We start from the raw sequence: 21415 nt of genomic DNA, 5'->3' as shown, positions 1-21415 counted from the left end.
CCCTGAAATAGGTTTACACCTGTTCAGGTAGGCCGATAGGCCTTAAAACGCCCGATGCACCGCAGCGGGCGTTTTGTTTTTCAGGGCCATGTTAGGCCGATCTGTGTTGTAGATCTGCACGGCTCAGCAACCATCTTCCTTGCCTGTTCCAGACTTTCAGGGCTACTTAGCAGCAGCTCTGTTTTGAGGATTCCGTTGATGCGCTCAGCTAGGTGTTCTGTTCTGCAAGGTTTTGGGTGCGGCGCTGATGCCGGCGATGCGTGCAAGGGTTGGTGCCTTGGGCGATCAGCCGCAGCGCTTCATAGCGCAATGAGCGCGCCTGACACAGGCCGACGTCGGGGTAGGTACCGAGGCATGCGATCGGAGTGGCTTTGACTGGAACGAAAAAAGACGCCGAAGCGTCTATTTTCAATGATCTAAAGAATTCCATCAAATTCTGTAGATCTATATTTGGAGCGGGAAACGAGACTCGAACTCGCGACCCCGACCTTGGCAAGGTCGTGCTCTACCAACTGAGCTATTCCCGCGTCGTGATGGGTGCCATTCTAGCGATTTCCAGAACGGCGTCAACCCCTTGATTCAAAAAAACTTTTACTTCTGCTCCGAACCTTCGCGCAGGTGCGGCCAGGCGGCCAGCAGGTAGTGCACCATCGAGATCAGGGTCAGGCCCGCCGCCACCAGCAGCAGCCCATAGCCCAGCACCACCCAGAAGGTCAGCAGCGGCGGGTTGGCCAGCAGGATCACCAGCGCCAGCATCTGCGCGGCGGTCTTCCACTTGCCCAGGTTCGACACCGCCACGTGGGCGCGGGCGCCGAGCTCGGCCATCCACTCGCGCAGCGCCGAGACGACGATCTCGCGGCCGATGATCACCGCCGCCGGCAATGTCAGCCAGAAGTTGGCGTGCACCTGCACCAGCAGGACCAGGGCCACGGCGACCATCAGCTTGTCGGCCACCGGGTCGAGGAAGGCGCCGAACGGGGTGCTCTGCTGCAAGCGACGCGCCAGGTAGCCGTCGAGCCAGTCGGTGGCGGCGGCGATGGCGAACACCGTGCTGGCGGCCATGTAGCTCCAGTGATAGGGCACATAGAACAGCAGGATGAAGATCGGGATGAGCAGGACGCGTAGAACGGTGAGCAGGTTTGGAATATTCATCGGTACGACTGGCTGCGAGTTGAACCCGGCATTCTACTCGCTATGCAGGCTGGCATAAATCGACTCGGCAAGCTTTTTACTGATGCCGGGGGCTTTGGCGATCTCGTCGACACTGGCGCGGTTGAGCTCCTGCAGGCCGCCGAAATGTTTCAGCAGGTCGCGACGGCGCTTGGGGCCGACCCCGGCGACGTCCTCCAGGCTCGAGGTGCGCCGGGCCTTGCCGCGCCGGGCGCGGTGGCCGGTGATGGCGAAGCGGTGGGCTTCGTCGCGGATCTGCTGGATCAGGTGCAGGGCCGGCGAGTCGCCCTTGAGAGTGAACTCGTGGGCCACGTCGTTCAGGTACAGGGTCTCGAAACCGGCCTTGCGGGTAACGCCCTTGGCCACCCCCAGCAGCGTCAGGTCAGCAAAGCCCAGTTCCTGCATCACGTCGCGGGCCATGTTCAGCTGGCCCTTGCCGCCGTCCACCAGCAGCACGTCAGGTAGCTTGCCCTCGCCGTCCTTGATCCGCCCATAGCGGCGCTGCAAGGCCTGGTGCATGGCCGCGTAGTCGTCGCCAGCAGTGACGCCTTCGATGTTGAAGCGGCGGTAGTCGGACTTGAGCGGGCCTTCGGGGCCGAACACCACGCAGCTGGCCACGGTGGCCTCGCCGCTGGAGTGGCTGATGTCGTAGCACTCCAGGCGCTGCGGCACCTCGTCCAGGTCGAGCACCTGGGCCAGCGCCTCGAAGCGCGCGGCCATGTGCTGGCGGTTGGCCAGGCGGGCATTGAGGGCCTGCTCGGCGTTGGTCACCGCCAACTGCTGCCAGCGCGCGCGGGTGCCGCGCACCCGGTGGCTGATGCTGATCTCGCGGCCGCGCAGGGTCTGCAGCGCCTCGCTGATGGCGGCGAAGTCGTCGTGCACCACGTTGACGATCAGCTCGCCCGGCAGCTCGCGCTCGGCGTTGCCCAGGTAGTACTGGGAGAGGAACGCGGCCATGACTTCGGCCACCTCCTCCTCGATGCCCACCTGGGGGAAGAAGTTCTTGCTACCCAGCACCCGGCCGCCACGCACGCTGATCAGGTGCACGCAAGCGCCGCCCGGGTTGACGAAGGCCGCCACCACGTCGACGTCGCCGGAGCCACCTTCCATGTACTGCTGGTCCTGGACCCGGCGCAGCAGGGCGATCTGGTCGCGCAGCTCGGCGGCCTTCTCGAAGTTCAGGGCCATGGCGGCCTTTTCCATCTCGGCGCTGAGCTCGTTGCCCAACTGCTGGCTACGGCCTTCGAGGAACATCACCGAGTGGCGCACGTCCTCGGCGTACTCTTCGGCGGCGACCAGCCCCACGCACGGCCCCTTGCAGCGCTTGATCTGGTACTGCAGGCACGGGCGGGTGCGGTTGGCGTAGTAGCTGTCCTCGCACTGGCGCACCGAGAACGCCTTCTGCAACAGGCTCAGGCTCTCGCGGATGGCACCGGCGCTGGGGTACGGGCCGAAATAACGGCCCTTGGCCTTCTTCGCGCCGCGGTGGATGCCCAGGCGCGGGAATTCACCGTCGGACAGGAACACGTACGGGTAGGACTTATCGTCGCGCAGCAGGATGTTGTAGGGCGGCCGCCATTCCTTGATCAGCGTCTGCTCGAGCAGCAGCGCCTCGGTCTCGTTGGCGGTGATGGTGGTTTCGACCTGGGCGATGCGCCCCACCAGGGCAGCCGTCTTCGGCGCCAGCCCGGTCTTGCGGAAATAGCTGGCCAGGCGCTTCTTGAGGTTCTTGGCCTTGCCCACGTACAGCAGCCGGGCCTCGGCGTCGAACATCCGGTACACGCCCGGGCGACCGCTGCAGGTCGCCAGGAACGCGCTTGCATCAAAAGGTTGTGACATGAGGTGTGCTTACAGACTTGCGTCGACCATACCGTGGCGGACGGCCAGCAAGGTCAGTTCGACGTCGCTGGTGACCGAGAGTTTTTCGAAGATTCGATAACGGTAAGTATTGACGGTCTTGGGGGACAGACACAACTTGTCAGAGATGATCTGCACCTTCTGGCAGCCGACGATCATCAGCGCAATCTGGATTTCCCGCTCGGACAGCGCGTCAAACGGCGAGCCCTGGGGCTGGAATGACTTGAGCGCCAGCTGCTGGGCAATCTGCGGGCTGATGTAACGCTGGCCGGCGAAGGCCAGGCGAATCGCCTGGACCATTTCGTCGAGCCCGGCACCCTTGGTGAGGTAGCCCGCGGCACCCGCCTGCAACAGGCGGGTGGGGAACGGGTCTTCCTCGCACACGGTTACCGCGACCACCTTGATGTCCGGATGGCTGCGCAACAGCTTGCGCGTGGCTTCCAGACCACCGATCCCTGGCATCTTCACGTCCATCAGGACCACGTCCGGCTTGAGCTCGCGGGCCAGCTTGAGGGCGGACTCGCCAGAGTCCGCCTCCCCCACCACCTGCAGCCCGTCGATGTCGGCCAGCATGCGTGTGATGCCGGTACGCACCAGATCGTGATCGTCGACCACCAGGACCCTAATCAAGCAGACACCTCGTCAGTGGGGCGATTGGATCCCGCCACCTTAACAAAATTTTTCACAACGAACCTAGCGCAAAGCGTCATGGAAATATGCCTGCCGGTCAGGCCGCCGAATGCGCAGCACTTGCGCGCCCCCCTCCTCGCCCGCCAGGCGGTTGAGCAGGTGCCAGACCGCGGCCTGGTCGGCCGAGGGCAGGCGGCGGAACGCATCGAGCAGACGGTTTTCGTCGGACGTGAGGCTGTCCAGCGGCGCGGGGGTGTGCACGCCGCTCAGCACATAGAGCGCATCGACGCCCTTGCTGGCGACGGCCGCGAGGTAATCCATGCGCGGCGTGCGTTCGCCGCTCTCGTATTTGCCCTGGGCGTTGGGCTCGACACCGCCGATATCGCCAAAGATACGCTGGGTCAGCCCCAGGCGTTCGCGCTCTTCTCTGAGTCGCGGACCGAATCCGTTCATCTGCTTGCCTCCTTTGCATGAATGGAAGAAGGGTGCATCCCGCACCCGAGTGAATGCTTGCGCAGTCGTCCGGCACTATGCCAATTGGATCCAATCCTTGCAAGCCGTCATTGCGCCCCAGCCGGGCGACTGGGAGACATGGGAGCGCCCGACGACAGTCGAAAATAGCACTTCCAAGAATCAGAAAAATCAACCAAGCCAGTAAAAAAGTGTACATCGAAGCATGACTGAAACGGCGGAAAAAGTGGCGAAAAACGCCATTTTGGCGTCATTTTATCGGCACAAACAAGCATATCGATTTTTTGACGCCTAACTTTTATCAAACTTTAACTCATTGTTTTACAAGCAATTTTTAACTTTCTCACAGCGAATTTAGATTTTATCAAAACAACAACACAACAAAGCTTGCCGAACTATCAGAAAACTCCTTAGGATGTAAAAAGACCACCAAGAAACAGCCTGCATCGCTATATATCTAGCGCGGCCTGATCCTGCGCGTCTGGCATTTCCACAACTTCTTGAACTGAGTATCTCGGCCGGCCTTGCGCCGCGCCTGGGGAGAGGGATCTATGAACATCAGTATCTTCGGACTTGGCTATGTGGGGGCGGTCTGCGCCGGCTGCCTGTCGGCACGCGGACACCAGGTACTGGGGGTGGACGTCGCCCAGGCGAAGATCGACATGATCAACCAGGGCCGCTCGCCCATCGTCGAGCCAGGCCTGGAACAGCTGCTGCTCGACGGCGTGCGCCAAGGCCGCCTGCGCGGCACCACCGATGTCCAGGCGGCGATCCTGGCCACCGAACTGTCGCTACTGTGCGTCGGCACGCCAAGCAAGGCCAATGGCGACCTCGACCTGGTGTACATGGAAGCGGTGTGCCGGGAGATCGGCGCGGCCCTGCGCGACAAGGCCAGCCGTCATACCGTGGTGGTGCGCAGCACGGTGCTGCCGGGCACGGTGAAGAACGTGGTCATCCCGCTCCTCGAGCAGGCCTCGGGCAAGCAGGCCGGGCGTGATTTCGGCGTGGCGGTCAACCCGGAGTTCCTGCGCGAGAGCACGGCGATCCAGGACTACGACTTCCCCGCCATGACTGTGATCGGCGAACTCGACAGCCGTTCGGGCGACCTGCTCGCCGGGCTGTACGAAGGCCTCGACGCCCCGGTGATCCGCAAGTCGATCGAGGTCGCCGAGCTGATCAAGTACACCTGCAACGTCTGGCACGCCACCAAGGTCAGCTTCGCCAACGAGATCGGCAACATCGCCAAGGCCTCGGGGGTCGACGGCCGCGAGGTGATGGACGTGGTCTGCCAGGACTACAAGCTCAACCTGTCGCGCTACTACCTGCGCCCGGGCTTCGCCTTCGGCGGCTCGTGCCTGCCCAAGGACGTGCGCGCCCTCACCTACCGCGCCAGCCAGCTGGACGTGGCGCACCCACTGCTGGCCTCGATCATGGACAGCAATCGCAACCAGGTACAGAACGCCTTCGACCTGGTGACCCGGGCCGGCAAGCGCCGCATCGCCCTGCTCGGGCTGGCCTTCAAGGCCAACAGCGACGACCTGCGCGAAAGCCCGCTGGTGACCCTGGCCGAACAACTGATCGGCAAGGGCTACGACCTGCGCATCTTCGACGCCAACGTCGACCACGCCCGTCAGTTCGGCGCCAACCGCCAATACATCGAGCAGCAGATTCCCCATGTCAGCGCCCTGCTGCGCAGCGACCTGCAGCAGGTGATCGACGAGGCCGAGGTGATCGTGCTGGGCAACAACGACGAGCGCTTCGTCCAGGCCCTGGACGTCGGCAACGGCAAGCAGGTGATCGACCTGGTCGGCTTCATGGCCGGCAGCAGCGACGCCCAACGCCACGGCATCTGCTGGTAAGGCACGCCGCCGCCCGCCGTCACGGCGGGCCCCGACCCAAGGAGCTACAACGCCATGGAACGACAGCAACAGCGGCCTTTCGCGGCCCCGGTGTACATGCGCGCGGCGGCCGGCTTCTGCGCCTGGGCGCTGCTCGCCGGGCTGATCGCCCTGGCCTCGCAGATGGTCGCGCCACAGTACCTGGACCCCAGCCACCACCAGTTCATCTTCATCATCGGCACCCTGGGCATGTGGCGCTACGGCAACGCCATCGTCCACTACCTGCGCGGCATGTACTTTTTGCACTGGCGCTTCCCGCGCCTGCGCCGCCGGGTGGAGCGCCTGGGCGACGCGGCCTTGCCGTCGCACATGTTCATGGTGGTGACCAGTTTTCGCATCCCCACCCACACCACCTTCAAGGTGTACCAGTCGGTGTTCCAGGAGGTGCAGCGGCTCAAGGTGCCGTGCACGGTGATTGCCTCGATCGTCGAGAAGGGCGACGAGCAGTTCATCAAGGACATCATGCGCGACGAGGTGCAGGGACGCGACGACATCGACCTGGTGATCGTCCGCGCCCGCGGCACCGGCAAGCGCGATGGCCTGGCCCATGCCTTCCGCGCGCTGTCGCGGCAGATGCCGCTGGACGACGCGGTGGTCGGCGTGGTCGACGGCGACACCATGATGCTGCCCGGCTGCGTCGAGCGGGCGGTCAAGCTGTTCGCCGTGCTGCCCGACGTCGGCGGCCTGACCACCAACGAGTTCTGCGAGGTCGAAGGCAGCCGCTGGATGCGCCAGTGGCACTCGATGCGCTTCGTCCAGCGGCACATCAACATGTGCTCGATGGCCCTGTCGCACCGGGTGCTGACCCTCACCGGGCGGCTGTCGTTCTTCCGCGCCGGGGTGATGACCGACCCGGACTTCATCCGTGACGTCGAGGCGGATTTTCTCGAACACTGGCGCCTGGGCCGCTTCCAGTTTCTCACCGGCGACGACAAGTCGAGCTGGCTGAGCCTGATGCGCGCCGGCTGGGACACCTTCTACGTGCCCGACAGCCACACCCTGACCGTCGAGCACCCGCCCAGCGACAGTTTCTGGGTGGCCACCCGCCAGCTGATGTTCCGCTGGTACGGCAACTCGCTGCGCCAGAACTTTCGCGCCACCGCCCTGCTCGGCCGCGCGCGCCTGGGACTGTTCACCCTCTATGTACTGCTCGACCAGCGGGTGTCGATGTGGACCTGCCTGATGGGCCTGACCGCCTCGGTGGTGGCCGGCCTGGTGTTCGGCATCCAGTACCTGCTGGTGTACCTGTTCTGGGTGCTGGTCTCGCGCAGCCTGGTGACGGTGCTGTTCGTCTTCGCCGGGCACCCGGTCAGCCCGATGTACCCGTTCGTTCTCTATTACAACCAGATCGTCGGTTCGCTGATGAAGGTCTACGCGATGTTCCACATGGACCAGCAACGCTGGACGCGGCAGAAGACCACCCTGGCCACCGGCAGCGTCGACTTCGACGCCAGCCTCAACCGCTGGTCCTCGAAGGCGATGCTGTGCTCCTCGATCGCCATCTTCTTCGGGGTCATCACCGTTCTTCTGGAACTCACGCAACGTTAAGGAAAGGCGCCTGCACATGAGTACTTCGAATACCCCGGCGGCCCCGGGCAAGACCGCGGCCAACATCGTCCACGAGGCCATCGACGAGCGTCAGTACGTGCGCACCCGCATGCACGCCCGGGTGCGCCTGTCCGGCGCCGGACGCGAACCGTTCGAGGCCGACCTTGCCGATATCTCGCTGGGCGGCATCGGCCTGCTGCACGAGGCGCAGCTGACCGTCGGCGCGCTGTACGACGCCTCGATCCAGCTGCGCCTGAACCAGGTGGACCTGTCGATCGACGGCAAGGTGCGCATCGTCTCCCAGCGCGGCAAGGAGGTCGGCGCGCAGTTCGTCGACCTCGACGCGCAGAAGCGCGACATCCTGCGCTACCTGATCAGCGCCTATCTGTCGGGCGAAGTCGCCGACATCAATGGCCTGTTCAACGTGATGCAGCGCGAGAACTACATCAAGGCGCGCAAGCACCAGCAGGCCAGTGCCCGCACCCCGGGCGAGCGTCTCAAGGCCGTGGCCGGCACCGCGCTGTACGCCGCCGCCGGCCTGGCCGCCCTGGGCTTCGTTGGCTACAAGGGCTACCTGCTGTTCTTCCGCGTCCCGGCGCTGCAGGCCACGGTGGCCGGCAATGCCCAGGTCATCAGCATGCCGGACAACGGCTACGTGAAGTACCTGCTGCCGGCCGGCGCCAGCGAGGTGCAGGCCGGCCAGCCGCTGGCGAACATCTCCACCCAGCTGGCCACCAGCTTCACCAGCCCGGCGGACATGAAGGCCCTGGCCGACCTCGCCCCGGGCGACCTGCAGGCGCTGCTGGGTCGCGCCAGCGTCGAGACGGTGATCAACAGCCCGTGCGACTGCCAGGTCTGGTACCCGTCGCCGCCGCTGGACGGCTATGGCTACAAGGCCGCGCCGATGATGCACCTGCTGCCGAAGAACGAGGGCTTGTTCGTGCGTGCCAACGTGCCGTTCGACAAGCTCGCCGATGTCGGCCGCGTGCGCTCGGTGGACATGCAGGTGTTCGGCCTCGACCAGCACTTCAGCGGCACCGTGGTCGACGCCCGCTCCGACGAGCTGAACCACAACCTGGCGCTGACCATCCAGCCGGACAGCCCGCTGCCGGCGGCGGCCTACCAGAAGGCCGTGGCGGTCGACCTGTACCTGGGCCTGCCGTTCGGCAACGGCAACTGAGGGCCGCTCATGAACGCCAAGAACGCCCCGCGCCTGTTGCTGGCCGGCCTCGGCCTGGCCTGGGCCGGCAGCGGCTGGGCCGGGCAGAGCCTGGAGCAGATCCGCTACGCGCTGTACAAGGACCCGAGCGCCGACGTCACGAGCGACCTGCGCGCCCTCGCCGAGCGCGGCGACCTGGCCTCCAAGCAACTGCTCGGCGATGTACTGGCCAACAGCGACAGTGCCAACCGCCAGGACATCGTGAGCCTGTACCAGGAGGCCTTCGCCGACGGCCACGGCCAGATCCCGGCGCTGGCCTCGCTGGCACGCCTGCTCGACCGCACCCCGCGCCTGCAGCGCAGCCACGAGGCGTGGGTGCGACAGGCCCTGGCCCGCTACCCCAACGACCGTGATCCACGCAGCACCAGCACCAGCCTGGAGGTGTTCCTGGTCTATCCGCAGCTGTTCCCCGGCGAGCGCGCCGCCGAACTGCTGGCGCTGTACGAACAGAGCTGCCTGCTCAACTGCCGTCCCGAGCTGTACCGCGCCGTGGTCGCCGAGCGCCAGGGCGACCGCGCCGCCGCCGAGCGCTGGTACCAGCAGGCGGCACGCATCGACCCGCGCGGCATCGAGCGCTACTACCGCTTCCTCGGCGAGCACCAGGACCCGGCCTTCATCGCCTTCGCCCGCAGCCTGGAGCCAGAGATGGCCAGCCTGCCGGTTGAGGTCGTGCAGCGTATCGGCGCGCTGCTGGACAGCATCCACGGCACCACCCGCGCCGAGCTGGACGCCGAGCGTGAGCAGCGCCAGAGCCGCGCCATGGGCCCCAAGGTCGAGCCGACGCCCGAGCAACTGGCCCGCGACAAGGCCAACGACCAGTTGCGCGCCGACGGCATCGCCGAGGCCCAGCGCTGGCTGGACAACGCCGTCGCCCGCGGCTACCTGCCGGCGCAGGTGTCCAAGGCCAACTTCATGATTTCCAACCCCACCGAGCACAACGCCGAGCAGGCCCAGGCGCTGATCGCCCAGGTGCGGGCCAAGGACCCGACCCGGGCCAAGGCGCTGGACGCGGCGTTCTACATGGTCAACAACTGGCTGACCCTGGATCCGCAAAAGTCCCAGGCGCTGATCGACGAACTCATCGCCGCCCATTACCCCGACGCGCAACTGCTGCTGGGCGACCTGTACAGCAAGGGCGGCCTCGACCAACCCGACCAGGAACGCGCCCTGGCCATCTGGCAGCGACAGGCCGAGCAGGGCTCGACCGCGGCCTGGTACCGCATGGCCACTGTGCACCTGCGCGGCCGGGCCATTTGCCACGACCCGGTCAAAGCCTACACCTACGCCCGCATCGCCCTCGACCTGGGCGAGACACGTGCCCGTGGCCTGATCAAGCGGTTGGACAAGACCTTGCCCAAGGATGACATCGAGCGCGCCCTGGCCGCGCGCAACGATCTGTTGAAGGAGGCCACCCTGTGAAAACCCACTCATCCCTGCTCGGCGCCCTGCTCGCCCTGGCGCCCCTGGCGGCGCTGGCGGGCGAGGAAGTCACCGGCCCCGAGGCCGACAGCAGCGCGCCGGTGCGCGTCGCGGCCGTCGACGGCAGCGAGCCGGTGATCACTTCGGAGTTCTTCAACAAGCTCACCGTGCAGACCGGCTACGGGCCGCAGGACTCCCAGGTCGGCCGCGACCGCGAAAGCTTCTACAGCCTGCGCTATGAGCCGTCGTTCGCCTGGTACTCGCCGGAAAAACGCTGGGCCAGATGGATGGTCTATGGTCGCCTGTGGCTGAACTACGACTCCAGCCAGTCGAGCAACCTGGCCAACGAGTCGACCAACAACAATGAACGCGAGCAGCCCGAGGGCTGGTACGCCGAGCTGCGCGAGCTGTACGTCAAGCGCAACCTGATCGGCGACGACCCGCGCTTCTCGATGTCGTTCGGTCGCCAGCGCTTCTACGACGACTACGGCATCTGGTGGGACGACAGCCTGGAGTCGCTGCGCTTCAACTACCAGGACACCTTCAGCGATGCCTTCGTCGCGGTCGGACAGAAATTTCGCAACTACAACACCGACGTCAATTCGCTGGCCGCAAGCGAAGCACGCACGCTGTACCTGATGGGCCAGTACGCCTATCGCTGGAGCCCGAACAACCAGGTCGGCATGCGCCTGATGCAGGAGAACGACCGCAGCGGTCACGACGTCGACGACCGCTACGACTTCAAGGGTTGGCGCTACGGGTTGTTCTTCAAGGGCGACAACCTGCCGCTGGCCAGCGACTACCACCTGGAACTGGCGGCACTGGACGGCACGATGGACAACACCGCCGGCAACGGCGTCACCAGCACCGGCCACGGCAGCCGCGGCTGGGCAGCGCTGGGCGAGGTCGGCAAGCGTTTCGAGACCTTGCCCTGGACCCCGCGCGTGGCCCTGCGCGGCGGCCTGACCGACAAGCCGGACGACGACAACGACGGCTTCCGGCTCAACCCGATCCAGTCCGACCGCATCACCCGCCAGGGCTCGTACAGCACGCGCCTGACCAGCTCGTTCGTCGCCCTCGACCTGCGCAACCTGAGCTACTACGGCTTGGCCCTGGAGACCCGGCCCACGGCGCGCAGCGCCCTGGACCTGCGGGTGACCCAGCTCAACCTGCGCGATGAAGGCGGCGCCCTGCCGATCCGCATGGCCGCCGATGCCCGCGCCCGGCGCCAGAGCGGACTGAACGCCGGCCTGCATGGCAAGGGCGACAACGTCGGCCAGATGATCGACCTCAACTACTACTGGAAGATGTTCCCGGTAGCCCTCGACGGCAAGCTCCTGGACGTCAACACCCTGGTCAGCGCCAGCTACCTCAACGCAGGCAGCGCGCTGGACACCGGCGACGACTACCAGCTGAGTGTCGGCGTGGTGATCAGCTACTAAGGACCGGCCAGCATGATCTTCGCCTCCAACGTCTTCCTGTTCCTCTACCTGCCGCTGTTCCTGGCCATCTACTACCTGGCCCGGCCGCAGTGGCGCTCGCTGGTGATCGTCGCCGCCAGCTACGTGTTCTACGCCTGGTGGCGCCCGGACTTTTTGCTGCTGTTCGTCGCCATCACCGCGTGGAACTACGGCTTCGGCCTGCTCATCAAGGCGCGCCTGGACGCCGGCGACAAACGCCGCGCGCTGCGCCTGCTGTGGCTCGGCGTGGCCGGCAACCTGGCCACGCTCGGCTACTTCAAGTACGCCAACTTCGGCGCCGAGGTGCTGGCCCTGCTGCTGGCGCCGCTGGGCATCAACACCTGGACCCTGGAGAACATCTTCCTGCCCCTGGGTATCTCGTTCTACGTGTTCCACGCCCTGAGCTACATCGTCGACATCTACCGCAAGGATGCCACGCCCACCCGCAGCTTCATCGACTTCGCCGCCTTCGTCGCGCTGTTCCCGCACCTGGTGGCGGGGCCGATCCTGCGCTACAGCCAGCTCGCCCCGCAGCTGCGCCAGCGCAGCCACTCGCTTGAGCTGTTCTCGCTGGGGGTGTGCCGTTTCATGCTCGGCTTCATCATGAAGGTGCTGATCGCCGACCGCCTGGCGCCGATCAACGTGCTGTTCGTCGGCGAAGGCACCCTGCAGTTCAGCGATGCCTGGTTCGGCCTGGTGGTCTCGACCCTGCAGCTGTACTTCGACTTCGCCGGCTACAGTCACATGGCCCTGGGCCTGGCGCTGATGATGGGGTTCCGCTTCCCGGAAAACTTCAACCAGCCCTATGTGTCGCAGAGCATCACCGAATTCTGGTCGCGCTGGCACATGACCCTGGCGCATTTTTTGCGCGACTACGTGTACCTGCCGCTGGTACGCAAGCGCGTGGCCGGCGCCCTGCCGGCGCTGGTGTGGACCATGCTGCTGTCGGGCCTGTGGCACGGGGCCAGTTTCGCCTTCATCTGCTGGGGGCTGTTCTTCGGCATCGGCATGGTGCTGGAGCGCAGGTTCAACCTCGCGACCAAGGTCACCACGCCCTATCACCTGGGTCGCAACCTGCGCACCGCGCTGCTGATCATCCTGAGCATGCCGCTGTTCTTCACCATGGACCTGCGCCACAGCCTGCAGATCTACCAGGCGCTGCTGGGCTTCAACGGTCTCGGTTCGCTGGAGCTCTACGTGCTCGGCGCCTCGAAGATGGCCATGGCCTTCGCCCTGGTGGCGGTCGCCTGGCTGATCCTGGCCGGGATCAACAACGTGCGCTTCTACGCCGGCAACAAGGAAGGCTACTTCATGCGTCACGTCGGCGTGCTGCACAGCCTGCTGCTGTGGGGCGGCTTCCTGCTGGCGCTGAGCAGCCTGGCGGCCAGTTCGTTCTCGCCGTTCCTGTATTTCCAGTTCTAGGAGAGTGCCATGTACCCGGTGATGAATTCGGCCGGCAAGGCCAACGGTGTGGTCTTCGCCCTGGCGCTGGCGGCGATGTTCGTCTATTCGCTGCCGCCGGTGCTGAGCTTCGCCCGCGCCCAGACCGACAGCTGGAACCTGTTTGTCGATGGCAAGCTGCTGCGCAAGTTCGAACAGGTCTACGACAAGCGCCTGTTCCTGCGTGAGCCTTCACAGCGGCTGTGGGCCGACGCCCAGTTCCAGCTGTTCGGCGAGGGCACCAAGGGCGTGGTGCTGGGCAAGGACGGCTGGCTCTACACCAACCAGGAATACCGCGTGCCCAACGACCTGGACGCCAGCCTGGCGAGCCAGCTGGAGCAGATCGTCAAGGTCCAGAGGCAACTGGCCGAGCACGGCAAGCACCTGGTGCTGCTGCCGCTGCCGATGAAGCTGGATATCTACGCCAGGCACGCCAAGCGCACCTTCGATCCGCGGGTACACAGCCTCTACGACCGCTTCGTCGCCGACCTGCAGCTACGCCGGCTGGACGTGGTGCCACTGCGCGACGCCTACCTGCGCAACCTGGCCGGCCCACGGCTGTTCCTCAAGTCCGACACCCACTGGAGCCCGGACGGCGCGCGCCTGTCGGCCTATGAACTGGCCCGCCAGCGCCCGCAGCTGCTCGGCGATCAGGTGTACGTCTCGCACAAGGCCGGTGACAAGACGGTCAAGGGCGACCTGATGAACTACCTGCAGTTCGACCATGCGCGCCTGGCGCCGCAGTTCGGCCCCAACCCGATCGAGCTGTACGAGACCCTCCAGGCCGAACAGGACAGCGACGCGCTGTTCGCCGAACAGTCGCAAAGCCTGCTGCTGGTGGGCACCAGCTACAGCAAGATCGACGACTGGAACTTCGTCGGGTTCCTCAAGGAGGCACTCAACCGCGACCTGCTGTCCATCGCCGTGGAGGCCCGCGGGCCGTTCGAGGCGATGAACCAGTTCCTCGCCGGCGACCAGTTGCAGAACCCGCAGATCGACACGGTGGTCTGGGAGTTCCCCCTGCGCACCCTGTTGGCACACCGTCCCGGCGCGCTGGCCCACAGCGCCCAGCCCGGGCATTTCTGACGTCCCTAGGAGAACCTGATGAAGCTTTCGCCCCTGTTCACCGCCCTGGCCCTGGCCTGCACCAGCCACGCCGCCCTGGCCGCCGAAGGCAACGCCGACCTGTACGACGCCGTGGCCCCGGCCGATTCGGCGTTCGTGCGTGTGCTCAACCTGTCCGACAGCAATGTCGAGGTGGCCCTGAGCGGCAAGCTCAACCCGCAGAAGGTCGCCCCCGGTCAGCTCAGCGGCTACCGCTTCGTGCCGGCCGGCGTGCACAGGATCGGCATCGGCGCCAAGGCCATCGAACCGAACCTGGCGGCCAACGCCGCCAGCACCGTGGTCTACGACGGCAAGCAGTTGCAGTTGATCGCCGACCAGTACGTCAACGAGCCGAAGAAGGCCCAGGTGGCCTTCTACAACCTGACGCCAGCCCAGGCCACGCTGCGCACCGCCGACGGCAAGCACGAGGTGGTCAAGGCCCTGGCCAGCGGCCAGACAGGCGCGCGCATGGTCAACGAGATCAAGATCGACTTCGCCGCCTATGTCGGCGACCAGGAAGTGGCCAGCTTCGACGAGCTGTTCCTCAAGAAGGGCCGCTCGTACAGCTATGTGCTGCTGCCAGGCAACCGCAGCCTGAGCCTGGCCAACAGCATCGACCCGACCGAGTGACGCCGTGCCGCACGCAAGGATGACTGGCCCATGAACACCCTCCTCCCCCTCGGCCTTGCGGCCACCCTGGCCCTGCTCGGCACGCAGGCAAAGGCCGCCGAGCCCGCCCGGCCCGGCTGCGAAAACCTGCAGTGCATGGTCTGCCCGGCCCTGGCCGAACCGCAGCACTATGCCGAAGGACGCATGAAGCTGATGCGCCAGATCGTCCCCGGCAAGGAGCGCTGGCTGTTCCGCTCGATGGTCGACCTGACCAACGACTTCGGCATTCCCGCGCCCATGCGCCCGGAGTTCGCCCGGCTGATGGACGCGTTCCACCGCCAGGGCATCCAGGTGGCCATGGCGATCCAGCCGACCCGCGGCCTGATGCACCGCGACAAGCTCTACGCCGATCAACTGCACGGATTCGACTACGCGCGCGCCAGCCGTAACCTAGACAGCTACCTGGGGCAACTGCGTCAGGCCGGTGCGGTGGTGGCGCCGATGATGCAGTTGGTGCGCCAGCCACCCCAGGCTGAGTACTTCTTCCGCCGCGACCACCACTGGACGCCGAGCGGCGCCGAGGCGACGGCCAAACTGATGGCCGAAGAGATCCGCCGCCAGCCGTTCTACGACAGCCTGACCAAAAAGCGCTACAGCACAGAGCCCGGCGTGATGGTGCCCAAGGACGGCACCCTGAACCTGGCCCTGAGCTACATCTGCGGCAACAACTACGGTTTCCAGTACGTGCGCGGCTACCAGACCGTGCCGCTGGCCGACAGCAGCGACGCCCTGTTCGACGAGGCGCCCGACCCCGAGGTGATCCTGGTCGGCGACAGCAACGCCGCGGCTCGCGAGGACGAGAGCAAGCAGTTCAACTTCGACGGCTACCTGAAGCAGTACCTGGAAGCGGATGTCCTCAACTACGCCCTGCCCGGCGTGGGCGAGGACGGCTCGCTGCTGGAGTACCTGCTGTCCGCCGACTACAAGCCCGAGGCGCCGCCCAAGCTGATCGTCTGGGAACTGCCGGCCAACTACCGCCTGGATTCGCCGTTGATGTACCGCCAGTTGGTGCCGGCGATACACGGCGGCTGCAAGGCGTCCAGGGAAATCCTTGGCACGAAATTGCAGCGTCCGCCACTCAAGGTCGGCGAGCGCATAGAGTTGCTGAGCAATGCTGGCGGCGCCCGGCAGGCCGTGTCCAAGGGCTTTCTCGATATCCGCCTGAGCGACAGGAGCGTCAAGGACTTCTACATCATCGTCTATTACGACAATGGCGCCCGCGACAAGGTGTGGTTCCGCCGCGAGGCGGCCGTAAGCGGCGGCCAGTACTACCTGGAACTGAGCAAGGCCCCCGAGTTCGCCGGCGCCAACCTGCTTTCGGTGTTCCTCGAACCGACCAAGGCCGGCACCGCCGTCACTGATGTGGAGACCCGCCTGTGCCTGTGAAACCGGCCCCTGGGGTGCTCCTGCTACTTGCAATCGCCCTGCTGCCCCTCCCCACCCACGCAGCTCAATCGATCTGGCCCGCCCGCGCCACCGCGCAATCGGCCATGATCGGCGACTACCGCACCCTCACCTGCAGCAAGGCGCCGCCACCGCCCTACACCGCCAGCCTGCACCTGCAAAGCAAGTACGACCCGCGCGACGCCAGCAAATCCACTCTGCGCGCCAGCCCCGATGCCGACAGCGAGCGCGTCGCCCGGCAGATCAAGCAGTTCGTCGGCGGCCTGATCCAGGCCGGCAAGCGCTTCCAGAACGCCAGCAAGCCGCAGCAGGCCAACATGGCCCTGGCCTGCCAGGACCAGTGGCTGGAACACTGGGCGCAAGCGGGCGCCCTGCTCGACCCGGACGCCAGCAACACCGGCATGGCCGCGCGCAAGTGGGCCCTGGCGGCCATGGCCGGCGCGGTGCTGCTGACCCAGGCAGCAGCCGACGGCAAGGCGCCGCTCAGCCCCGCGCAACGACGCTGGTTCAACCAGCTCGGCGAGCAGGTGATCCGCGAATACGACCCGCGCCGCCAGTCCACCACGGTCTACTTCAACAACCACGACTACTGGGCCGCCTGGGCGGTGGCCGCCGCCGGCATGCTGGTGGACCGCGACGACTTCATCCGCTGGGCCGACGGCAACCTGCGCCGGGGCCTGGCCCAGGCTGTGCGCAGTGGCGACCAGGCCTACCTGCCGCTGGAAGTGGCGCGCAGCAAGCTGGCCGCCAACTACAGCCAGTACGCCCTGGTGCCGCTGGTGCTTCTTGGCGAGTCGGCCCGGGCCAACGGCCTGGCCTGGAGCGAGGACGACCAACGCATCCTCGACCAGTTGGCCAACTTCGCCGCCCGCAGCGTGCTCGCCCCGGACTCCCTGCCCCAGCTCAAGGGCCAGCGCCAGGCCGACGTCGCGCCCTACAAGCTGGCCTGGCTGATCCCGTTCCTGGCCCGCCGACCCGAGCATGCCCTCGCCCGCCAGCTCTACGACAGCGAGGACGGCGAAGTGGACAACTACAGCCAGATCGGTGGCCCGCTCAAGCCGGCCTACCCCAACCTGCCTTGATCAAGGACGCTCCCATGGCACCGTTCAGCCGCTTTTCTTTCACCTGCCTGGCCGCCCTGCTGCTGGCGACCACCGCGCGGGCCGCGCCGGTGATGGACACATTGCCCCAGGCGCAGCACCAGCAGCAGCTGGAGCAACTGCGCCACAAGGCCCGCCAGGCGGTGACCTTCGAGCAGGCGCGCCGCCCGCCACCTGCGGGCCGCGCCAGCGTCAGCCTGCAACCGATGTTCTCGTCCCAGGCCGGCAGCTGGCCGTTCGAGCCGTTCGTCAACAACGGTCTGTTCCGTGCCATCGCCGGCTACCAGGCGCATCACCCCCAGGCCGTGGTGCTGCGCGGTGGCAGCATCAGCCTGGCGCAGCTGCACGATGCGCTGCACGACCCACGGGTGCTCAAGCGCTACAAGGATGGCTACCTGCTGAGCTACCCGTTGATGATCGGCGCCGATGCCGGGCTGCGGCTGGAGGGCACGCGCCTCTACCTGTACAGCTTCTCCGGTACCGCGCTGATCAACCAGGGCTGGCTGGGGCTGAACCAATCGACGCTGGAAAGCGTCGCTGGCGACAAGCCCGGCAACACCGACCGTGCCTGGCGGCCCTTCGTGGTGGCCTGGGCTGGCAGCCATACCGAGGTGATCGGCTCGACGCTCAAGCGCCTGGGCTACAACGCCAACCTGTCCCGCGGCCTGAGCACCGCGCTCAGCACCCAGCAAGCGGCCAGTACGCGTCCCGCCACGCTGCTGGTGGAAGCCAGCCATTTCAGCGAGCTGTCCAGCGCGGTGGAGCTGCAGCACAGCCAGGCGACCATCATCGACAGCCGTTTCGAAGGCTCGCAGCAGTATGCCATCGACACCCGCGACAGCCAGCTGAGCCTGCGTGGCAACCAGCTGCGCGGCGTCGACAACAACAGCGGCGTGCGCCTGCGTGGCCAGACCCGGGCATTGATCGAAAACAACCTGATCCTCGGCGCCGCCAAGGCCGCCATCGAGATCAGCGACCAGCACGGCCCCGTGCTGTTGGCCGGCAATCGCATCGGCGACAGCCGTGGCCATGGCATCCAGCTGCGCAACCTCGCGCCGACGGCCGAAGCCCCGTTGCTGATCGACGACAACCTGCTGGCCAGCAGCCAGGGCAGCGCGGTGGATGCCAGCGAGGTCACGGGCCTGACGCTGGTGGGTAACCGGATCGGCAATACGCCGGAGTACGCCATCAGCCTGCGCAACGCCACGCCGCAGCCCGGGCCGCTGGTGATCAGCGGCAATCGCCTGGGGCAGGTGGGCAAGGCCGTGGTGCGGGTCGAGGGGGTGCGCGAGGTCGAGTTGGGGGGCAATCGCTTCAATGGCAAGGCACTGCTGCAGAACCTGCTGGCCGGCGACCTGCTGGCGTTGCAGGGGCCGGTGCTGGAGGCAATGCTGGTTCAGGAACAGATGGTCAGGGTGCGCCAGGACTGAAATACACGGCCCCCTGCAGGAGCGTGTCAGGGCACCGGACGCTGCATCCGCACGAAACACTCGTCCATCCCGACCTCGACGAACCCTCGGCGCTGATACAGGCGCCGCGCCGGGTTGCTGCTGAACACCATCAGCCGCAGCCACGGCAACCGGCGCTGTACAGTCCAGCCAGCCAACTGCTCCAGCACCCAGCCGCCCACGCCCCGGCCACGATGCTCGGGCAGCAGGTGCAGTTCGCGGATATACAGCGCCTGGCGGTCCTGGCTGAGGCTGCAAAAACCCAGCACCCGATCGTCCTCGACCACCAGCCACTGTTCGCGCCAGCCCCAGGCTTCATCGAAGGCTTCCTCGATCCACAACAAATCGAATTCGCGGTAATACGGCAGCATGGCGCGACGCGTGAGGTCACGGGCAAACGTGAGGTGTTCGTCGGTCGCAGGGATCAGTTCAAGGGGCATAGCACACCGGCGAACTGGCCGGGCCACGGCGCTCCAGTTCGTCCTCAAGCCACCGGGCCAGGACCTGGGCGTTGTTGTGCTCGGTGTCCTTGCCGGCGTACAGCAAGGTCAGGTCGCCTTTGCCGGCCAGGCCCAGCAGCGGATACCAGTGCTCGGGGTGGGCGGCCAACTCCTGCTGGTAGCGCTGGGTAAAACCGGCAAAGTCGAACTCGCCGGCGTGAAACGCCTTGCGCAGTGCGTCGGACGGCGCCACTTCACGCAGCCACTGCCCGTGCAGGTCTTCCTTGCGCTGATTACGGGGCCACAGACGATCAACCAGCACGCGCTGGCCATCCCCGTCCTCGACCGCCTCGTAGACGCGTTTACAGCGAATCATGCGGCACTCCTGCGACATCGTTCCCCAGACAGCCTAGGGCCTTCATTGACCGAGGTCACGCCCCGGTAACGAATAGTTTCTATGCTGAACACCTTCGGCACCACCGCCCGACGCCAACCGGAGCCCTCATGGCAACCCCGTCCCTGGCCAGCCAGTCCGACCTGCCCCTGCCCAGCCCGCGCCCTCACCTTGCCCACAAACCCGGACGCGCCACCCTCACCCTGTTCTTCGGCCTGCTGCTGGCCGGCCTGGCCTACACCTTCTGGAGCCTCAAGCAGGATGTCAGCGCCAGCGGCACCGTGGTCACCACTGTCACCCCCTTCCTGCTGCTGGGCCTGGCCCTGCTGATCGCCCTGGGCTTCGAGTTCGTCAACGGCTTCCACGACACCGCCAATGCCGTGGCCACGGTGATCTACACCCATTCGCTACCGGCGCCGGTGGCGGTGGTCTGGTCGGGGTTGTGCAATTTCCTCGGCGTGCTGCTCTCCAGCGGCGCGGTGGCCTTCGGCATCATCGCCCTGCTGCCGGTGGAGCTGATCCTGCAGGTCGGCTCGTCGACCGGCTTCGCCATGGTCTTCGCCCTGCTGCTGGCGGCGATCATCTGGAACCTCGGCACCTGGTGGCTGGGCCTGCCAGCGTCGTCCTCGCACACCCTGATCGGCTCGATCATCGGCGTGGGCGTGGCCAACGCGCTGATGCACGGACGCGACGGCACCAGCGGCGTGGACTGGACCCAGGCCAGCAAGGTCGGCTACGCCCTGCTGTTCTCGCCCCTTATCGGCTTCGCCTGCGCCGCCCTGCTGCTGCTCGCCCTGCGCGCGCTGGTCAAGCGCCGCGAGCTGTACCAGGCGCCAGAAGGCCAGACGCCGCCGCCCTGGTGGATCCGCGGCGTGCTGATCCTCACCTGCACCGGCGTGTCGTTCGCCCACGGCTCCAACGATGGCCAGAAAGGAATGGGCCTGATCATGCTGATCCTGGTCGGCACCCTGCCGATGGCCTATGCGCTGAACAAGACCATGCCCAACGAGCAGGCCCTGCAGTTCTCGGCGGTCGCCGAGGTCACCCGCCAGGCCTTGGTGCGCGCAGCACCGTACCCTGCCCCGGCCGATCCACGCCAGGTACTGACCGCATTCATCGGCGAGCCCAAGGCCAGTGCCGAGCTGATCCCGGCGCTGGCCGCGCTGACCGGCATGATTGGCGAGGAAGTCAAAGGCTACGGCTCGCTCAAGCGCGTGCCGGCCGAGGCCATGGCCAACGTGCGCAACGACATGTACCTGACCAGCGAGGCCATCCGCCTGATCGACAAGCACCAACTGGCCCGCTACGACGCCGACGCCCGCCGCCACGTGCAACTGTTCAAGCGCCAATTGGACGACGCCACCCGCTATATCCCGCTGTGGGTCAAGGTGGCGGTGGCCATCGCCCTGGGCCTGGGCACCATGGTCGGCTGGCGGCGCATCGTGGTGACGGTGGGCGAGAAGATCGGCAAGACCCACCTGAGCTATGCCCAGGGCGCTTCGGCCGAGGTGGTGGCGATGTGTACCATCGGCGCCGCGGACCTGTTCGGCCTGCCGGTGTCGACCACTCACGTGCTGAGTTCGGGCGTGGCCGGGAGCATGGTGGCCAATGGCTCGGGGATTCAACGCAAGACGCTGGTCAACCTGCTGATGGCCTGGGTATTGACGTTGCCGGCGGCAATGTTGCTGGCGGGTTGCTTGTACTGGTTGCTGAACCAGATCCTCTGAGGATGCGACGGGGGCGC

At 66.1% G+C, this 21415-nt stretch carries 19 protein-coding genes, 1 tRNA gene and 1 pseudogene; 12 read left to right on the top strand and 9 right to left on the bottom strand.

Going from position 1 to position 21415, the window contains the following annotated elements:
* Positions 1 to 42 precede the first annotated feature (42 nt).
* The 7 genes and pseudogenes from ACVWZ5_RS08135 to ACVWZ5_RS08105 all read right to left on the bottom strand — a co-directional run.
* Positions 43 to 227: pseudogene (locus tag ACVWZ5_RS08135) on the bottom strand (integrase core domain-containing protein); the annotation flags it as partial.
* Positions 209 to 430, bottom strand: coding sequence for an Arm DNA-binding domain-containing protein (locus ACVWZ5_RS08130; protein WP_143514884.1), 222 nt, complete (start codon positions 428 to 430; stop codon positions 209 to 211). The pseudogene ACVWZ5_RS08135 and the gene ACVWZ5_RS08130, both read right to left, overlap by 19 nt.
* 21 nt (positions 431 to 451) lie before the next feature.
* A tRNA-Gly gene (locus tag ACVWZ5_RS08125) sits at positions 452 to 527 on the bottom strand.
* A 64-nt stretch (positions 528 to 591) separates the two neighbouring features.
* Positions 592 to 1152, bottom strand: a complete 561-nt coding sequence (pgsA, locus tag ACVWZ5_RS08120; protein ID WP_028692524.1) for a CDP-diacylglycerol--glycerol-3-phosphate 3-phosphatidyltransferase — start codon at positions 1150 to 1152, stop codon at positions 592 to 594.
* A gap of 33 nt (positions 1153 to 1185) precedes the next feature.
* Positions 1186 to 3009 (bottom strand): excinuclease ABC subunit UvrC, encoded by a 1824-nt coding sequence (gene uvrC, locus ACVWZ5_RS08115; RefSeq protein WP_050704747.1) that lies wholly within the window; start codon positions 3007 to 3009, stop codon positions 1186 to 1188.
* A 9-nt stretch (positions 3010 to 3018) separates the two neighbouring features.
* Positions 3019 to 3657, bottom strand: a complete 639-nt coding sequence (gene gacA / locus ACVWZ5_RS08110) for a response regulator transcription factor GacA (protein ID WP_028692526.1) — start codon at positions 3655 to 3657, stop codon at positions 3019 to 3021.
* A gap of 63 nt (positions 3658 to 3720) precedes the next feature.
* Entirely contained in the window at positions 3721 to 4110 is a 390-nt protein-coding gene (locus ACVWZ5_RS08105) for a helix-turn-helix domain-containing protein (protein WP_028692527.1), read from the bottom strand.
* 569 nt (positions 4111 to 4679) lie between these two features.
* Here ACVWZ5_RS08105 and ACVWZ5_RS08100 point away from each other — a divergent pair.
* The 11 genes from ACVWZ5_RS08100 (at position 4680) to ACVWZ5_RS08050 (ending at position 18819) form a co-directional block, all read left to right on the top strand.
* Positions 4680 to 5987 carry a nucleotide sugar dehydrogenase gene (locus ACVWZ5_RS08100; RefSeq protein WP_062574490.1) on the top strand — a complete coding sequence of 436 codons (1308 nt, stop codon included), beginning with the start codon at positions 4680 to 4682 and terminating at the stop codon, positions 5985 to 5987.
* 96 nt (positions 5988 to 6083) lie between these two features.
* Entirely contained in the window at positions 6084 to 7574 is a 1491-nt protein-coding gene (locus ACVWZ5_RS08095; RefSeq protein WP_084941501.1) for a glycosyltransferase, read from the top strand.
* A 16-nt stretch (positions 7575 to 7590) separates the two neighbouring features.
* The gene (locus ACVWZ5_RS08090; protein WP_062574491.1) at positions 7591 to 8754 is read left to right on the top strand and encodes a PilZ domain-containing protein; all 1164 of its coding nucleotides are present in this window, start codon (positions 7591 to 7593) and stop codon (positions 8752 to 8754) included.
* Positions 8755 to 8763: 9 nt separating this feature from the next.
* On the top strand, positions 8764 to 10212 hold the full coding sequence (locus ACVWZ5_RS08085) for a tetratricopeptide repeat protein (RefSeq protein WP_084941490.1): 1449 nt from the start codon (positions 8764 to 8766) through the stop codon (positions 10210 to 10212).
* The gene (locus tag ACVWZ5_RS08080; protein ID WP_084941489.1) at positions 10209 to 11654 is read left to right on the top strand and encodes an alginate export family protein; all 1446 of its coding nucleotides are present in this window, start codon (positions 10209 to 10211) and stop codon (positions 11652 to 11654) included. Before ACVWZ5_RS08085 ends, ACVWZ5_RS08080 begins: the two co-directional genes overlap by 4 nt.
* Before the next feature lie 12 nt (positions 11655 to 11666).
* Positions 11667 to 13094, top strand: coding sequence for an MBOAT family O-acyltransferase (locus ACVWZ5_RS08075; RefSeq protein WP_062574494.1), 1428 nt, complete (start codon positions 11667 to 11669; stop codon positions 13092 to 13094).
* 9 nt (positions 13095 to 13103) lie between these two features.
* The gene (locus tag ACVWZ5_RS08070) at positions 13104 to 14198 is read left to right on the top strand and encodes an alginate O-acetyltransferase (RefSeq protein WP_084941488.1); all 1095 of its coding nucleotides are present in this window, start codon (positions 13104 to 13106) and stop codon (positions 14196 to 14198) included.
* A gap of 18 nt (positions 14199 to 14216) precedes the next feature.
* A complete protein-coding gene (locus ACVWZ5_RS08065; RefSeq protein WP_062574496.1) occupies positions 14217 to 14846 on the top strand; it encodes an alginate O-acetyltransferase AlgF in 630 nt (209 codons plus the stop codon).
* A 30-nt stretch (positions 14847 to 14876) separates the two neighbouring features.
* Positions 14877 to 16271 carry an alginate O-acetyltransferase AlgX-related protein gene (locus ACVWZ5_RS08060; protein WP_084941487.1) on the top strand — a complete coding sequence of 465 codons (1395 nt, stop codon included), beginning with the start codon at positions 14877 to 14879 and terminating at the stop codon, positions 16269 to 16271.
* Entirely contained in the window at positions 16262 to 17371 is a 1110-nt protein-coding gene (locus tag ACVWZ5_RS08055; protein ID WP_084941486.1) for a polysaccharide lyase, read from the top strand. The genes ACVWZ5_RS08060 and ACVWZ5_RS08055 overlap by 10 nt, the downstream gene beginning before the upstream one ends.
* 14 nt (positions 17372 to 17385) lie before the next feature.
* Positions 17386 to 18819 carry a right-handed parallel beta-helix repeat-containing protein gene (locus ACVWZ5_RS08050; protein ID WP_084941485.1) on the top strand — a complete coding sequence of 478 codons (1434 nt, stop codon included), beginning with the start codon at positions 17386 to 17388 and terminating at the stop codon, positions 18817 to 18819.
* 26 nt (positions 18820 to 18845) lie between these two features.
* Here the strand turns inward: ACVWZ5_RS08050 and ACVWZ5_RS08045 are convergent, their stop codons facing one another.
* Both ACVWZ5_RS08045 and ACVWZ5_RS08040 read right to left on the bottom strand, forming a co-directional pair.
* Entirely contained in the window at positions 18846 to 19277 is a 432-nt protein-coding gene (locus tag ACVWZ5_RS08045) for a GNAT family N-acetyltransferase (RefSeq protein WP_028692538.1), read from the bottom strand.
* A complete protein-coding gene (locus ACVWZ5_RS08040; protein WP_336196700.1) occupies positions 19267 to 19653 on the bottom strand; it encodes a DUF488 domain-containing protein in 387 nt (128 codons plus the stop codon). Before ACVWZ5_RS08040 ends, ACVWZ5_RS08045 begins: the two co-directional genes overlap by 11 nt.
* A gap of 128 nt (positions 19654 to 19781) precedes the next feature.
* Between ACVWZ5_RS08040 and ACVWZ5_RS08035 the strand changes: the two genes are divergently transcribed.
* A complete protein-coding gene (locus ACVWZ5_RS08035; RefSeq protein WP_062574500.1) occupies positions 19782 to 21398 on the top strand; it encodes an inorganic phosphate transporter in 1617 nt (538 codons plus the stop codon).
* Positions 21399 to 21415: the final 17 nt, after the last annotated feature.

The sequence above is a fragment of the Pseudomonas sp. TE6283 genome, from assembly GCF_054060555.1.
Note: the sequence above shows the minus strand (reverse complement) of the source record. Positions and strands in the feature narration are given on the sequence as shown.

Coding starts and splice junctions, on each gene's coding strand:
- ACVWZ5_RS08075 (WP_062574494.1), top strand. CDS start 11,667: ATGATCTTCGCCTCCAACGTCTTCCTGTTCCTCTACCTGCCGCTGTTC.
- ACVWZ5_RS08040 (WP_336196700.1), bottom strand. CDS start 19,653: ATGATTCGCTGTAAACGCGTCTACGAGGCGGTCGAGGACGGGGATGGC.
- ACVWZ5_RS08130 (WP_143514884.1), bottom strand. CDS start 430: ATGGAATTCTTTAGATCATTGAAAATAGACGCTTCGGCGTCTTTTTTC.
- ACVWZ5_RS08105 (WP_028692527.1), bottom strand. CDS start 4,110: ATGAACGGATTCGGTCCGCGACTCAGAGAAGAGCGCGAACGCCTGGGG.
- ACVWZ5_RS08070 (WP_084941488.1), top strand. CDS start 13,104: ATGTACCCGGTGATGAATTCGGCCGGCAAGGCCAACGGTGTGGTCTTC.
- ACVWZ5_RS08035 (WP_062574500.1), top strand. CDS start 19,782: ATGGCAACCCCGTCCCTGGCCAGCCAGTCCGACCTGCCCCTGCCCAGC.
- ACVWZ5_RS08045 (WP_028692538.1), bottom strand. CDS start 19,277: ATGCCCCTTGAACTGATCCCTGCGACCGACGAACACCTCACGTTTGCC.
- ACVWZ5_RS08050 (WP_084941485.1), top strand. CDS start 17,386: ATGGCACCGTTCAGCCGCTTTTCTTTCACCTGCCTGGCCGCCCTGCTG.
- ACVWZ5_RS08060 (WP_084941487.1), top strand. CDS start 14,877: ATGAACACCCTCCTCCCCCTCGGCCTTGCGGCCACCCTGGCCCTGCTC.
- ACVWZ5_RS08085 (WP_084941490.1), top strand. CDS start 8,764: ATGAACGCCAAGAACGCCCCGCGCCTGTTGCTGGCCGGCCTCGGCCTG.
- pgsA (WP_028692524.1), bottom strand. CDS start 1,152: ATGAATATTCCAAACCTGCTCACCGTTCTACGCGTCCTGCTCATCCCG.
- uvrC (WP_050704747.1), bottom strand. CDS start 3,009: ATGTCACAACCTTTTGATGCAAGCGCGTTCCTGGCGACCTGCAGCGGT.
- ACVWZ5_RS08100 (WP_062574490.1), top strand. CDS start 4,680: ATGAACATCAGTATCTTCGGACTTGGCTATGTGGGGGCGGTCTGCGCC.
- ACVWZ5_RS08095 (WP_084941501.1), top strand. CDS start 6,084: ATGCGCGCGGCGGCCGGCTTCTGCGCCTGGGCGCTGCTCGCCGGGCTG.
- ACVWZ5_RS08090 (WP_062574491.1), top strand. CDS start 7,591: ATGAGTACTTCGAATACCCCGGCGGCCCCGGGCAAGACCGCGGCCAAC.
- ACVWZ5_RS08065 (WP_062574496.1), top strand. CDS start 14,217: ATGAAGCTTTCGCCCCTGTTCACCGCCCTGGCCCTGGCCTGCACCAGC.